The following is a 14,870-nucleotide window of genomic DNA, read 5'->3' on the forward strand; positions in this document are numbered from 1 at the left end:
GAACGTTTATTTTTTGATGATCCGCTTGGCTCCCACATAACGGTCTTTCCAGTATTTATCGCTCATTTTCACGATTTTCACACCTTTTGATGTAGCCCCGACAAACTTGCCATCTCCTCTATAAATCGCCACAAAAGAAACTTTTCCTTTTTTGCCCGATGTCGCGTAGAAAACTAAATCCCCAAGTTGCAAGTTTTCTTGGCTAACAGCTTTTCCTAGTTTATACTGTTCTACACTTGTGCGCGGAATTTTCATTTTTGTCGCTGCTGTTTTGTATGCGTATTGAGTAAATCCGCTCGCGTCAAATCCTTTTGGTGTTGTTCCACCGTATTTAAACGGGCTTCCTACGTATCTTTCAGCTGTGGCTGATACTTCTTCCCCATAGTTAATTGTCGCAAATGCCGAGCTTGAACCGAAGAGAAATGCTGCCACCATCGAAAAAATTGCCAAAACTTTCACTACCCACTTTGGACTCGCTACACCAGGGCTCAACTGTTTTCCTCCCTTAAATAAAAATCAACTACAAAAGTAAATATATTACGCTTGATTCAGTTACATGACTCAATTATGAAATTTTTACCATAATAGATTATTTTATACAAATGTATGTTTTTTTATAAATAGGACTGCCTCTTAAGAAAGAGACAGTCTTTTTTAATATTGAATGAGCGATCATGATTTTGTGTTGTTTTAGTCAGAAGCCAACTAAATAAGCTAAAACAAAAAGAAGAAATCCCCATTTTCGTAGAAGTTCTTTTCGAAAACAGGGTTTGTCTACACTCTGAACAGGCCAGAGAAACTGGCCTGTTTTTTATGTGAACAAAAGTAGCAGCAACCGGGTATTTACATAGAAATTGCCCCTGTTAATAGTGCTGCAATAATCATGACCACACAAGTTCCGACTGCCCACTTTAAAATAAATTTCTGGTGCTCTCCAAAATCTACTTTTGCCATTCCGACTAACAGATGAGTGGAAGCAATAAGCGGGCTCATGGCGTGAAGCGGCTGGCCGAGCACGGATGCTCTGGCAATTTCAACCGGTTCCACCCCGTACGCTGCCGCGGTTTGCGCAATAATAGGTACTACACCAAAATAATATGGATCATTTGCCATGACATATGTTAAAGGCATACTGGTGATCGCAGTTATTAAAGCGAAAGACGAGCCAAGTTCTTCAGGGATAATGGATATGAGGCTGTTCGCCATTTCATCCACCATATGCGTCCCAGAAAGAATACCTGTGAAAACGCCTGAAGCAAAAATTAACGCAACTACAATTAGGACACTGTCAGAATGAGAAGCCAATACTTTTTTTTGAATTTCAAGGTTTGGATAATTTACTAACAGTGCCAAAGCAAACCCAATTAGAAACAGAACAGGCAGAGGAAGAATCCCTATAACCAGCGCTGTGATTAACGACAGCGTAAGAAGAAAATTAAACCAGATTAGCTTGGGCCGTTTTAACTCTGAATCTACTACAGTAGCTGCTTCCTCCTGAAACTGCAGCGGAAGCTTCGACATATCCAAATCCAGGATTCCAAGTCTGGTGCGTTCTTTTTTCCCCAGCACATATGCTGTAAAAAACACCCAACCCAAACCTGCCGCCATGATTGGAACAAGAGGAAGAAACACATCATTCGCATCTAAATTTAATGCGCTTACAGCTCTTGCCGTTGGCCCTCCCCACGGCAGCATATTCATCACCCCAAAAGCCATCATGGATACACAGGTTAAAATAAGCGGGTTCATCCCAAGGTACGTATAAAGAGGCAGCATCGCTGAAACGGTTATAATATAAGTAGTTGTCCCATCACCGTCAAAGGCAACAAGGGCAGAAAGAACCGCTGTTCCGATGACAATTTTTAAAGGATCTCCTTTAACGATGGCTAATATTTTCTTGATAAGCGGTTCAAACAAGCCGGCATCTATCATAATGCCAAAATACATAACCGCAAACATGAGCATAATCCCTGTCGGCGCTACCCCGCTAAGCCCTTCCAGTATCATGGGGCCCAATTCTTTTCCGAAACCGCCAATGATCGCAAAAAACAAAGGCACCACAATTAAAGCGAGTAAAGCTGACATCTTTCGAGTAACGATCAAAATAATAAACACCAGCATCATAACAAAACCCAATAACGAAACCATCCAATCCCTCCTATTATCTTTGTATACGCTTACAACAACTTGCACACCATCCTGCTTTGAAACAAGCTGCCCTTGACCCTTCATTCATTGTTTGCAAGTCTTTTATTCTGTTAAATGGCTGCTTCATCTGAACTTGAAACTGGATGATTCCAGCTCTATGTACCATTTTCCACCTTCTTTTGTGACGTTTTTGTTCGTTTTTGCCCCCTTTTCCTCTTTTGTTTTTGCATCAAGCAGGCTTGTTTCTATCATACTGAATGGCGCTTCTCTGTAAAAATAGCGATTTTTCATAGTGAAGCATCACCAATTTCCATTGATCATAGTTTATTCCGGCGTTTTAACCCATTCTGACCGCCTCATTATTTAATCCCTTCATGCCATTCTGTAAAACGACGTTTTACAAAGACAGTCATTTTCTTATTTTTAAGGTGAAACAGCTAATCATAAAAATATTGACACACATGCAGCAGGCTGTTCTGTCATTAAAAAGAAAAACAGGCCAGTTTCGGCCTGTTTTCTTATGATAAGAAGCGATCTAAATACGCAAGAATTTCTTCTCTGTTGCCTGATACTTTTTGAGCTCGTTTAATATCTTTGTCTGCTTTTTCTATCGATTGTTTTAACACTTCTTCTTCTGCTTCCTGTGGAATAACAGTGACGCCATCCGCGTCTCCCACAATAATATCACCTGGCTGAATCGTTACACCGCCGCAGGAAATCGGCACATTGATTTCTCCCTGCCCTGCTTTTCCGCTTGCAGCAATGGTTGTCCCTTTGCAGAAAACGGGGTAATTTAATTCTTTGATGCCGACTACATCCCGAATTACGCCATCTACGATGATGCCTTTAATGCCAAGTGTCTGCGCCATCCCGACAATAAAGTCGCCTGCTATCGCCCTATATGTGTCTCCTTTTGCATCAATCACTAAAACATCACCTGGTTTTGCTTCTCTGATGGCTTTCAGTACGACTAAATTATCCCCAACCGGCATTTTCACTGTAAAAGCCCGCCCGGCAACACGGTACTCTTCTTTAAGCGGCTGAATCGCTGATGATAAATTGTTCATCCCCTGCAGTGCATCTGAAATACAAGTTGTTGGGATGTCCTCAAATTGCTCCACAATATTCATTTTCACTTGGTTTTCAACAGTCATTTGTCTCTCTCTCCTTTATTTATCCTTCTTCATTTAAAATCAATTTCTTCCCTCTCAGTTTTAAAAACAGAGGAGTTAAAATCCATAAAATCCCGACAATAATAAAAGCCAGGGAAAGCGGTTTTTGGAAGAAAATCATCACATCGCCATTAGACAGCGTCAGCGCTCTCCGTAAATTATTTTCAATCATCGGCCCTAATACCAATCCCAGTACAAGAGGGGCAATCGGAAAGTCATTTTTTGAAAGAAAATAGCCGGATACTCCGCAGGCAATCAGCAGGCCTAAATCAAAAACAGAAAACTGGACTGCGTAAACGCCAAAGAAAGAAAAGCCGATGATTAACGGAATCAAATATTTGGCAGGTGTTTCGACTACTTTGGCAAACACTTTGACCATAGGCAGATTTAAGATTAGCAGAATCGCATTTCCGACAAACATGCTGGCAATCAATCCCCAGGCAACATCCGGGTGTTCTTCAAAAAGAAGCGGGCCCGGGGTAATATTAAACATAATAAACGCACTCATTAAAATCGCTGTGGAACCGGATCCTGGAATACCGAGCGTGAGCAGGGGAACAATGGCCCCTCCGGCCGCTGCATTGTTTGCAGATTCCGGGGCCGCTACTCCTTCAATGGCACCTGTCCCGAACTTCTTAGGATTTTTGCTTAATTTCTTTTCCATAATGTAAGAAAAGAATGAAGCAAGAGTGGCTCCTGCACCAGGCAGAACGCCGATGAAAAATCCTAAAACCGATCCCCGTGCAATCGGAAGAGAGCTGTCTTTTAAATCCTGTTTAGTCGGGATGATCCGCGTAATTTTGGCGATTTCACCATCATTACTTTCTCGCTCTAAAATGGCTTTAAACACTTCTCCTACCGCAAAAAGACCAACTGCGATCGTTAAGAATTCTAATCCAGAATAAAGAACCGGCATGTCATATGTAAAACGGGTCACACCCGATACAGAGTCGATGCCAATTGTCGCCAGAAGCAGGCCGAAGACAGTCATCATCAGAGCTTTCGTTATAGATTTACCGCCAAGGCCGCTTACAGCCAGGAGGCCAAGCAGCATAAGAGACGTATATTCAGCCGGGCCAAATTTTAACGCAATACTGGCCAGCGGATTAGCCAGCAAAATCAGACCGATCAAAGCGATTAATCCGGCAGCAAAAGAGCCGATTGCACAAATAGCCAAAGCGATTCCCGCCCGGCCGTTTTTAGCCATTTGATGCCCATCAAGTGTCGTGACAACCGAGGATGATTCACCTGGCGTGTTCAAGAGAATAGATGTAGTAGAACCGCCATACATGGCGCCGTAGTACACGCCGGCCAGTAAAATAATAGAGCTTGTGGCTGCTGCTTCAGCAGGAAGTCCGCTTGTAATGGATGCGGTAATCGGCATTAAAAGAGCGATTCCGCTCATCGGGCCAATCCCAGGAAGAACGCCAACAGCCGTTCCAATCAACACTCCGAAAAAAGCGAATAAAAGATTATGCCATTGCAGGGCTGTTGCAAAACCCTGCAGTAAGTAATCCAGCGTGCCCATCTAACCCCTCCTAACTGAAACTCATCCATGATGGAAATGGCGGCAGTGAACCTTGCAGAAGTACAACAAACAAATAGTAAACGCCTAGTGAGAATACTCCGGCAATCAAAACAGATACCCAAACCTTTCCTCTCTGCATCGTCTGGAAACCAATGAGCAAAAACAAGAAAGTAGTGATCACATATCCAAGTGTTTCTAAAAGTGCGGCATATAAAATAGCCGCAGCCAGGATAATGCCAAACCGCTTATAATCCAGTTTCGTACCGCTATTTTTCACTTCTGTGTAGCGAAACGTTTCATAAACAAGACGAATGCTCAGCAAGATTAGGGCAATGCCTAAAGACATCGGAAAAATATTCGGACCAATTTCACTGCCATAGGCACTTTGAGAAAGTTTAAAGCTTTCAACTACAAACATGGCGCCGATCGCCAAAAACAAAATGCCTGTATAGCGGTCAAATGTTTTGCTCATTGTTTTCCCCTCCCTGCCTCGGAAAAAAGCAGCAGCTCATCAAGAAATATCATGCCGCTGCTTTTCTCCTGTTTGAGGAACATTATTTTGCCATGCCGAGATCTTCGTAAATCTCTTTATACATCGCTTCTTCTTCTTCCATCAGCTTGATAAAGTCCTCCGATGCCATATAGCCATCCTGCCAGCCCTGCTTTTCAAGTTCTTTCTTCCAGGCTTCTGTATCTACTAGCTGGGCTACTTTTTCTTCCCAGTAGGCTTTCGCATCTTCTGACATATCAGCCGGCCCGTAAATACCGCGCCAGTTGGTTAATTCTGCGTCTATGCCCTGCTCTTTGTACGTTGGAATCTCTGCAAATTCTCCTTCCAGGCGTTCAGGAGCGGAAATGCCTAAAATTTTCACTTTATCGGCTTTTACATACTCATTTACAGAAGAGACATCAGAAGAAATAACGTCAGCGTTTCCGCCAAGCAGAGAAGTAAGCGCCTCTCCACCGCCATCAAAGGAAATATACTTAAGCGCTTTGACATCTACGCCGGCTTTCATGGCCGGATAAATGGCATTTAAGTGGTCAAAAGAGCCCGGACCAGAACCGCCCGCAAATGAAATAGACTTTGGATCTTTTTTCAAGTCCGCAAATAAAGCCTCCAATGTGTCATATTTAGAATCTGCCGGGACTGCCAGTACATCGTATTCTGTCACCAGCCGGGCAATCGGCGTAATGTCCCGGAAAGACACCGGGCTGTTTCCTTCTTTCTTAATGTGATTCAAAATAAAGGGTGTAGATGCAATGAGCAGCCGGTAGTCATTCCCTTTGTCTTTATTGGCAAAATCAACTGTGCCGACAACCTGTCCGCCGCCCGGATTATTTTCAACGGTAATGGTACTGTCTACAATTCCTTCAGAAGAAAAAAGGTTGCCCAGCGCCCTTCCTGTTGTATCAAGCCCGCCTCCTGCACCGGATGGAACAGAAAAGCTTATCGCTTTTTCCGGATAGCTGCTGCCTGATCCGCCCTGACCACCGGCAGCTTTTTCTCCTCCACTATTACTGCAGGCGGCCGTTCCCAGCGTTAAAGCCGCAGCTAGAATAGGTACCATCAACTTTTTCATCAAAATCCCCCTGTCTATCAGAATAATCAGTAAATCTTTTCGGTTCTTTTATTCTGTTTCTAAAAGCGATGGACTTGATTTGAAACGCTCATTCCTCCCCCGGTACACTTCTTTCTCTCTTAAGTTTTGAAGAGAGCCAGGCTCACCTGACTATTCTTTCAATCGATCTCTATTGGGGATCGTAGCGTAGAACAAACCTCCCTTCAATTATCGAGATAACGCTTTCATTTTTTTTGCAAATGAAGATTTGTTTTCTCTGATTAAAGTGTACTCGATTCATAAATCCTTTGAAAAATAGTGATAATTCATGATTACATATTCTAATTTATTATGGCTTGTAAAATATCTAAGAAAGAGCCGAAAAACATTGCTATATCAAGGTTCATTAGAATTCTGACTTAACTTGTGCTTTGTGGTTTTCTGTATCCTCCCCCATTATTCTGGGGGAACGTGTGGGGGACATTTAAACTCAGGACAGGCGCTCTAAAAAAAGGGTCCTTACATGGACTCTTTTTTTATTCTGTATAAAAAACGTTTTTAGAATCGAATTTGCAGATGGTAATTGCTTGATTTATCGCGACTTTATGATAAAAAGAAGCTAGTTTTTTTAAAAACAAAACAATCCCTTAAAGTCAATACTTAAGGGGTTGTTCATCTTAGTATATTTAGATGTACTATTCGCACTTCCAAGGGTGTACTTGTGTGCGGAACACATACTGCCATAAATTCTTAAACAATCTTATCTTCAAAATCCCTCTATACCAACAGCTGCTTAAAACTCCTCATTATTTTAAAGAATCTTATAACCAAAAATTTTGGTCATTGCTTGGACAAAATTTTGGTCATCACTCAAGCAACTCTGCGAAGACTACTCTAGCCTTAGTCTCTATTTCAACAATTCCAGTATACCTTGAGGTAATTGATTCGATTGTGCCAGCATTGCTTGCCCGGATTGTATTAGAATATTCCGTTTCGTAAATTCCGTCATCTCTAATGCCATATCTGCATCTGATATACGTGATTCAGAGGCTGTAGCATTTTCACCGGAATTTGAAACGTTTGTATGAACATATTCCAATGCATTTTGATAAGCCCCAAACTTGCTTCGCTCAGATTGAATTGTATTCAAGGCCTGATCCCACTTTCCCAGGGCTTCACCAATTTTTCCCTCCGAGGTTACAGAGACATCATCAATTTGAAGATTTTGTGTCCGTGCATCAAATAAATGTATCGTGAATTGATCACCACTGTTTGGTCCCACCTGAAGAATGACCGGCTCAAATACTAATTCTTGCTCCCCTCCCAATCCTGCATCTTCCACTATCTTATCGACAAGGCCAGGAGAAATGTTGCTGGCGATTTCATCTGAAGAAGCCGGAATAAAAATTTCATTCGCAAAATCATCATACCGATCGGAATAACTAAAAGTATTAGTAGATGATCCGATAGAGATATCTATCCCAAAAACATATGAATAAATATCATTATCCTCTAATGTTTGTTTGACTTCCGGTTCAGTTTGAACTGACCCTTCATCAGAAGTATCCGTCAACAAAACAAATATCTTCTTAGAATCGTTTCGATATTCGATTTCACTTGCTTGCGAACCATTCAGTGTATATGTAGTCATCCTTTGATAAGCATAATTCGTTCCGTCCATTGCTTGATGATTTTCTTTTAAATGTTCTTGAATCACCGCTACATCCGATGTTAAAGGAAGCGTCCTTCCTGAATGAACTGTACTTACTGTTGCCACTTTTACATCACCATACTGGGACAGGCCACTAACAAAGTCTGAAATACCTTCCACTACCTCATCGATCTCTTCCTGCATAGTCCCCGAATCATCAATAAAAAAGACGATATCCACTGGCTGATCGCCTATTTCACCCGGTGAAGGAGGTGCTGTCAGCTTGGGAGGCCGTAGCAATTCAATGGAATTAAATTGTGTCTCATTGGCAATCGAATCAATTCCCTTTTTTATTTCATCAATTTCCATTTGAATCGATTCACGATCCTGCATAGTCAATGTCCCGTTTGCAGCCTGAACAGTCAGCTCCCTCGCACGCTGTAACATTTCTTGAATATTAGCTAGGCCGCCTTCAGCTGTCTACACTAAAGAAATCCCATCAAGTATGTTCCGTGCTGCTTGATCTAATCCTCTAATCTGCCCTCTCATTTTTTGTGAGATCGTTAAACCAGCTGCATCATCAGCAGCCCGATTAATACGCAGCCCTGAAAACAGCTTTTCTAGTGTTTTTGATAAGCTAGTTTGGTTTGCAGATAAATTTCTATATGAATTTAATACTTGAATGTTATGGTTGATTCTCACTTGTCACGTCTCCTTAAAGTCGCCTATTCTTTTATCGGTTGAAAAGCCTTTTCACCCCTCGTAAATTGGTGTCAATACACTCCTTTATATAACATCGACTAAATACTTCCACTTTAAAGACCTACAGAAAATTTTTTCCCGAAAATTAATTCTGCAACTATTTTTTCTTTTACATTTACTAATATGATTTATTCCAATCACCAATAACCAAACAAGAACGTACATTCCTATTATAAGGAGTGATCTTAGTGAAGAAATTATATGAAGATCGCGGCATACTGAAATGATGAGGGTTACTCTTTTCTGAACAAATAGAAACTTACGCTGAACACGTTTGGACTTCCCTATTCGGTATATGTAAAATGACTCTGTTTTTACTTTTCACCAAACCTTCTCTTCTTCTCCGCAATTGTTCCGGAATCCTCTCAAAATATATGATCTATAGAAAAATTTAGCTTTTCAAAAAAATATGTAGTATATGTTCATAGGTCAATGATACTATATGGATTGATGTAATTTTTAAAGAAGGAGTTATAAAATGAAACAAAAGATAGTTTTTTTTATCTGTATTTTTTTAATGAGTTATTATTTACCGTATGTCTCTAGTGAAGTGAGGGCTGAAGAACTAAAGACAACAGAATTTGAGAACTCAGCCGGAATAGTAACCGACAAAGTATGGACTGTTACTTTTAATTCGTTCCTTGATCCTGATAGTGTAAACAGCACAACAGTTTATGTAGAAGACGAAAATAAAATAAAAATAGACACAGAAGTTTCTTTAGGAGATAGTGAAAACCAGATAGTCGTGCAACCACCTACAGGAGGTTACATACCAAGTAACATCTACACATTACATATAAAAAATGTAAAAAATTCAAAAGGCCGTACGTTGCCTACCCCTGTAACAAAAACTTTTATGGTTGCTGGAGAACGCATAGCAAATATTGAAGAAAGCCCAGACATAAATAAGATTGCTTTAAATTCTATTTTGGAATCTTCTGGTCTAATAGCAACAAATCCTGGCGAAAATGGCGGGACACTGGAGCTAAAAGAAAACACTTTGGTGCAGTCAGGAGATGTAATCACTATTGAACCAAATGAAGAATATCCCGAAGGACTAGCTCGTAAAGTAGAGAATGTTGAAGAAAAAAATGGAAAGTTAATTGTCACTACTTCTGTTCCATATTTAGAAGATATGGTAGACCTTTTTGAATTTACTGATTCTATACCTGTCACATCTGAGTTTATTGAAAAAGACTCTCTGCCAAAACAAATAACCGTAAAGGATTTTACACGACAAAGCCAAGCGAGCGGTGACCCGGTCAGTGGTCTTGAATATTCATTCAATGACTTTCCTATTACGCTTGAAGGTCAATTGTTATTCTTAAACGGGTCTATTGAACTTCAAAATCCAATATTAAATCCAGATTTCAAAATGGATTTTACAGGAATTAATAAAGACAATTTTTCTTTTACATTAGAGACCACCGTTGTTTCTAAGTTGACACTTGAACTCGAAGGTGGTGGAGCGATTCCTGTAAAGACGTTTGAAGAGATAAGTTTACCAATGGGAAAGTTAAAGGTACCAATTCCACAATTACCGGGGCTAACACTGGATGGCTCAATCAGCACAGTTGTTATAGTAGGAGGTATCGGTAGTGTAAATGCTACAATGGCCAATACTGCAAAAGTTGAAGTGGGTGTCATTAAAGATAATAATGATATTAAACCAATCCACTCTTTTGAAACTGAGAAAATAGATTTCTCTACTAAAGGATCTTTTACTCTTGAATTAAAGTACGGCATAAGGGCTTCTCTTAGTGCTTCTTATCTTTTAGTAAAATTCGCGAGTCTATCTAACGACTTTGGTGTTTACAGTAATGCCAGTGCAATCACAGGATCTGTCTACTCCAATTTGGACGAGGAAATGACGAATTTAGGGTGGTGTGCTGCTGGTGAAACTGGTTTTTTCGATGACTTTTATTTCAAGCTACAGTGGGACAAATTAACAATATGGAAGAAAAATATAGCAGGTTTTAAGCTTAAACTATTTGAACTTAATAATTGTAATTTTCTCCAATCGCTTGCATTCGAGGCAGATACTATGGAAATTGAAAGTGGAGAGACAAAAAAAACACAAGTCTTCGCTGATATTTTTAATTTAACCAAAAGTGCTTCAGACAGGAGAGACGTTACAAGAGACGTTACATTTTCATCAAGTGACGAAGACGTAACGGTTTCACCAATCGGAGAGATACGAGTAAAACCAGGCCTAAACAATAAGAAAGCAACCATTGAAGCAACATACAAATACGGAGATATAACAAAATCCGCTTCGCTGGCTATTCATGTCCTTGAAAAAGATTCTCCTATCGTCACTTTTCCTGATCCAAATCTTGAAGCTCTTATCCGAGAAAAGCTGTCGAAGCCAACTGGGGACATCACAAAAGAAGATATGTTGGAGATAGAGGAATTGGAGGCACGCTATGCAGATATTACCGATTTAAAAGGATTAGAATTTGCAAAAAATTTAAAGATACTCGATTTGTATCATTCTGGACCCTTAGACATCAGCGCGTTGGCGAGCTTACACAATTTAAAAGAGCTTTATTTATCCAGAAACCAAATTTCTGATATTAGCGCCTTGGCTGGCTTAACAAATTTGACAAATCTCGATTTAAGGGAAAACTTAATTTCAAATGTCGAGGCACTAGCAAACTTAAAAAATCTGACGGAGCTTGACTTGTTCGGAAATTACGTAGCAGATCTTAATCCTTTGGCTAGTTTAACCAATTTAACGGACTTGACTTTATTTGGACCACAAATCAAAAATATTGACGCGTTGGCGAACTTAACAAATTTACAAAGCCTTACTTTGGTTCACTCACAGGTTACCAATACTAATTCACTGAAAAACTTAAAGAAAATAGAGCAACTTTTATTAAATCGAAATCAAATATCAGATATTAATGCATTAGAAGGTTTATGGAATTTGAAATACCTTTATTTAGAACAAAATCCCTTGGATCAAACCGCACTAGAAATTATAAATGACCTTAAAGAAAGAGGAGTTATTGTATTTTATTAATTAGCTTCTTCCTTTTAAAGAATCGTCTTATTTAGACGGTTCTTTTTTATATATAAATCTAGATAGTAGCACAATCTTTTACATTTTATTTACTAATCCAATCCTACTAAACTGTGTCCTGAATTAAAATGAAAAGAAGAAAAAGAAGCGCCCCTCTTTATTTGGATGAACAGGCACTGGAAGAAATACAACGAATTGTAATGGAGTCTTACCATGAGCAGCGGATGATTGAGCTACAGGTGACTACATTTGGTCTTTCTTATATATAATGAATAGGAGTCGTAACTTCCCTTCAGCCTCAAAATGGCCGATTATACCTTACAGATGGCTCTTACTGTGGAAAAGATGCTGATTGATTTATCGTGATTTTACAGATTAAAAGGCTGCCTGTTATCTTATCCGTAAAGGCGCTGATTATACGTGGAAGAAAAAAGAGAAGATCGTTATGTTGTGTCCTTTTTGCCAGGAGGAAATTCAGGAGACGGATCATGTAGGCATCACTCAGATGCACAGTGTTGTGCATTTATATTGCGGTGCTTGGCCGCGGCCAGGTGAACAGGTAATCAACGAAGGAAACTTTAAAGATATATCGAAAAAGTATTTGTGACTAGGTACGATCACTTTTTCTTCATAAAAAAACACCTTTCATTTTTCGAAAGGTGCTTTCTTTGACTAATTTAATTTTTAAGGTGTAATTGTAAACGCCATTTTTACAGGCTGTTTCAATACTTTTCCTGAATCTGATTTAATTTCTCGATCTACATAAATAACATACGTTTTTCCTGGATCATAACCTCCCTCAGGTGCTTCAACTTTGACAAGTTTTACTGAATAGAAATAGAATATATTCGATTAGAATCGTTTATATAACTGATACGCAATTTATATTCTCCTATTTCATAGAAATAGTAAGTCACTTTTTGATAAACTCTCGTTTCAATTAAATGATTAAAATAAGCCTGTTTATCTACTGGTTTATATTTATTTAATATTAGCTCCAACTCTTTTTCATTTTGAATAACTATGTTGGGAACATAAGCAGTTACATTTGTAAGTGCTTCCTGATTAAATTCAAAAGCATACTCATATCCTTCATGAAAAGCCCCAGATATTCCCCGAGTTTGATTGTTAGGATAATAATAATCATAAGGCGTGTGATCAATCGAATTTTTTATTTTTAAATAAGGATCGCCTAGATTAAAAATTAATGAATTGATTTCTATAGAACCTTCATGTAGTCTTTTTAAAACATAGTTTAAGCTTTTTTGATCCGACTCTGCGATTTTAAATTCCATCTTAACTGGTTGCTTTAAGTCTTTATTTGTATCTGAGTGAACAGATGTACTAATATATAAAGAATAGGTCTCTCCAGGTATATACCCTTCTTTAGGTGGTTCAATATTAACTGATTTTTTATCCTCATTTAAAGAAACTTTAAAGCCGTTTACTTTTTCCTGATTGTGCAAAATAAAAATATTATCGTTGTTTATTGTGGCTTCATCTAATTGATTATTAAATTTAATGGTCCAGTTGTGATTAAAGGCAATATTGTCCCTAGGCTCCCACTCTAGCACCTTTTCCTTTCCGTAATCATCTGATTCTTCTATAATTTTTTCTACCTCATTATATATTTCCAGCCACTCCTGAGCCTCCGTACTTTGGTGATTATACAGCTGGTAGGGATATTCACCAGGGACCGTCCATTTATATACCCATTTGCCTCTTTTAACAACAATATCAGGACCAATCGAAGAATCAAGCTCATGTTTCTCCCAATCTTCTTCGCTTATTTTAGTAATACGCGCTAGAAATACTTCCTCCTTTAATAATATGGTATCTTTATAATATAAGGTGACCGTTTGACTATTATACAACTGATCGTTATTTCCTAACTCGCTATTAATTTTAATCTTATCCTTATACTCTGTTAAATGAGTATCCACGTATTCATGAAAAAATTTATTGAATTTATAAGCTTCCATTGCCTCTTGAACATATGCTTTTATTTTCGTTTCAGGTTGTCGGTTTGTCAGTATATTATAAGCATCCAGAATAAAGTATCTTAAATTATCTGCTGAAAATTCTGGCGCTGCTCCATTTCCTATTTCAGGGAATTTATGATCAGAATTAAATCGTATATCAAGGGCACCAAAATTGGTTATGGGGATAAAGCCCATATCATTTTGTTTTCCATCAACCTCAGTGAAATGCATTCTAGCAAACTCATTACCCTCACAATAAAATATCCCGTTCTTCCATTCATAATCAGGACAAGTCGACTTAACAAGTATGAAGCCCAAGATATTACGAATTTCATTTGAACTGTTAAAGTCGATGTTAAGAGAGTTTCCAATCTCTTCTCCAATTTCCATATAGCTTCCAGTAATAATTTTATAAAGTAATTCTTGGCTAGGCATTTTTTGCCTAATGAATTCTTCTCCTAGAGCTTCAATTATATCTTGATCTATATTTTTTAACTGATCAGCAAGTGGAAGCATTATTGATGCATTTGTTAAATCGTACCCATTATCTCCTTCATACAGGGAAAGAGCGCCGTACTTTAGCAAATGCTCAACTGGATGGTGCGGGGCTAAGGTTTCCCAAAACGTTTTTTGAGACTCCCCTGCCATACTCGCCTCAAGAATTAACTTAGATGCGTGTAAAGACACTAACCAATTTGTAATTTCATCTGTATCCCTGAAACGAACTGTATAAAAATCGGGAGTGCCTAGAATTGAGTATGATCCTACGGTAATTCCTGTTTTGGACATTAGTCCCGAGTTAGACACCTCTTCAGTTATTAAATTTTTAGCAGTTTCGTCATCTGTATATGCAAAGACCGACTCATTTGAAGTAGAAAAAGGAAGCAATAGCATAACTAATAAAAATAGACGAATAATCTTTTTCATATAATCCCTCCATCGCACAAATCTAAAAGGTATTTTATAGATACTTGAAAGTAACTATTACATTTCAAGTATAGGTGCTTATACTTTTTTACCATTGTTATATACATATTAGT

General features: G+C 38.8%; 11 protein-coding genes and 1 pseudogene. 2 read left to right on the forward strand and 10 right to left on the reverse strand.

The features are described from left to right. Positions 1–6: 6 nt before the first annotated feature. The 9 genes and pseudogenes from L2D08_RS17425 to L2D08_RS17465 all read right to left on the reverse strand — a co-directional run. Positions 7–492 (reverse strand): C40 family peptidase, encoded by a 486-nt coding sequence (locus tag L2D08_RS17425; RefSeq protein WP_242235638.1) that lies wholly within the window; start codon positions 490–492, stop codon positions 7–9. A 351-nt stretch (positions 493–843) separates the two neighbouring features. Continuing rightward, the gene (locus L2D08_RS17430; RefSeq protein ID WP_242235640.1) at positions 844–2,148 is read right to left on the reverse strand and encodes a CitMHS family transporter; all 1,305 of its coding nucleotides are present in this window, start codon (positions 2,146–2,148) and stop codon (positions 844–846) included. 123 nt (positions 2,149–2,271) lie between these two features. After that, positions 2,272–2,439: a hypothetical protein gene (locus L2D08_RS17435; protein ID WP_242235641.1), complete on the reverse strand. Its 168-nt coding sequence runs from the start codon at positions 2,437–2,439 to the stop codon at positions 2,272–2,274. Positions 2,440–2,666: 227 nt separating this feature from the next. Continuing rightward, a complete protein-coding gene (locus tag L2D08_RS17440) occupies positions 2,667–3,302 on the reverse strand; it encodes an RraA family protein (protein WP_375337610.1) in 636 nt (211 codons plus the stop codon). A 19-nt stretch (positions 3,303–3,321) separates the two neighbouring features. Continuing rightward, the gene (locus tag L2D08_RS17445; RefSeq protein WP_242235643.1) at positions 3,322–4,848 is read right to left on the reverse strand and encodes a tripartite tricarboxylate transporter permease; all 1,527 of its coding nucleotides are present in this window, start codon (positions 4,846–4,848) and stop codon (positions 3,322–3,324) included. 10 nt (positions 4,849–4,858) lie between these two features. After that, positions 4,859–5,320, reverse strand: a complete 462-nt coding sequence (locus tag L2D08_RS17450; RefSeq protein WP_242235646.1) for a tripartite tricarboxylate transporter TctB family protein — start codon at positions 5,318–5,320, stop codon at positions 4,859–4,861. Between the two features lie 82 nt (positions 5,321–5,402). Next, positions 5,403–6,428, reverse strand: a complete 1,026-nt coding sequence (locus tag L2D08_RS17455) for a Bug family tripartite tricarboxylate transporter substrate binding protein (protein ID WP_242235647.1) — start codon at positions 6,426–6,428, stop codon at positions 5,403–5,405. Positions 6,429–7,314: 886 nt separating this feature from the next. Continuing rightward, the gene (locus tag L2D08_RS17460; RefSeq protein ID WP_309241402.1) at positions 7,315–8,298 is read right to left on the reverse strand and encodes a flagellin; all 984 of its coding nucleotides are present in this window, start codon (positions 8,296–8,298) and stop codon (positions 7,315–7,317) included. A 66-nt stretch (positions 8,299–8,364) separates the two neighbouring features. Further along, a pseudogene (locus L2D08_RS17465) lies at positions 8,365–8,760 on the reverse strand (flagellin N-terminal helical domain-containing protein); the annotation flags it as partial. A 538-nt stretch (positions 8,761–9,298) separates the two neighbouring features. Between L2D08_RS17465 and L2D08_RS17470 the strand changes: the two are divergent. Both L2D08_RS17470 and L2D08_RS17475 read left to right on the forward strand, forming a co-directional pair. Then, positions 9,299–11,848 carry a leucine-rich repeat domain-containing protein gene (locus tag L2D08_RS17470; RefSeq protein WP_242235649.1) on the forward strand — a complete coding sequence of 850 codons (2,550 nt, stop codon included), beginning with the start codon at positions 9,299–9,301 and terminating at the stop codon, positions 11,846–11,848. Positions 11,849–11,976: 128 nt separating this feature from the next. Then, positions 11,977–12,117: a YolD-like family protein gene (locus tag L2D08_RS17475; RefSeq protein WP_242235651.1), complete on the forward strand. Its 141-nt coding sequence runs from the start codon at positions 11,977–11,979 to the stop codon at positions 12,115–12,117. Between the two features lie 555 nt (positions 12,118–12,672). On the opposite strand, the gene L2D08_RS17480 is transcribed toward L2D08_RS17475, so the two are convergent. Then, positions 12,673–14,757: an Ig-like domain-containing protein gene (locus L2D08_RS17480; RefSeq protein ID WP_242235653.1), complete on the reverse strand. Its 2,085-nt coding sequence runs from the start codon at positions 14,755–14,757 to the stop codon at positions 12,673–12,675. Positions 14,758–14,870 lie beyond the last annotated feature (113 nt).

Source organism: Domibacillus sp. PGB-M46 (genome assembly GCF_022668875.1).
Taxonomy (GTDB): Bacteria; Bacillota; Bacilli; order Bacillales; family Domibacillaceae; genus Domibacillus.

Excerpts from the sequence above, each read along its gene's own strand:
- L2D08_RS17445 (WP_242235643.1), bottom strand. The coding sequence starts at position 4,848 with ATGGGCACGCTGGATTACTTACTGCAGGGTTTTGCAACAGCCCTGCAA.
- L2D08_RS17475 (WP_242235651.1), top strand. The coding sequence starts at position 11,977 with ATGAAAAGAAGAAAAAGAAGCGCCCCTCTTTATTTGGATGAACAGGCA.
- L2D08_RS17440 (WP_375337610.1), bottom strand. The coding sequence starts at position 3,302 with ATGACTGTTGAAAACCAAGTGAAAATGAATATTGTGGAGCAATTTGAG.
- L2D08_RS17435 (WP_242235641.1), bottom strand. The coding sequence starts at position 2,439 with ATGAAAAATCGCTATTTTTACAGAGAAGCGCCATTCAGTATGATAGAA.
- L2D08_RS17480 (WP_242235653.1), bottom strand. The coding sequence starts at position 14,757 with ATGAAAAAGATTATTCGTCTATTTTTATTAGTTATGCTATTGCTTCCT.
- L2D08_RS17430 (WP_242235640.1), bottom strand. The coding sequence starts at position 2,148 with ATGGTTTCGTTATTGGGTTTTGTTATGATGCTGGTGTTTATTATTTTG.
- L2D08_RS17470 (WP_242235649.1), top strand. The coding sequence starts at position 9,299 with ATGAAACAAAAGATAGTTTTTTTTATCTGTATTTTTTTAATGAGTTAT.
- L2D08_RS17450 (WP_242235646.1), bottom strand. The coding sequence starts at position 5,320 with ATGAGCAAAACATTTGACCGCTATACAGGCATTTTGTTTTTGGCGATC.
- L2D08_RS17455 (WP_242235647.1), bottom strand. The coding sequence starts at position 6,428 with ATGAAAAAGTTGATGGTACCTATTCTAGCTGCGGCTTTAACGCTGGGA.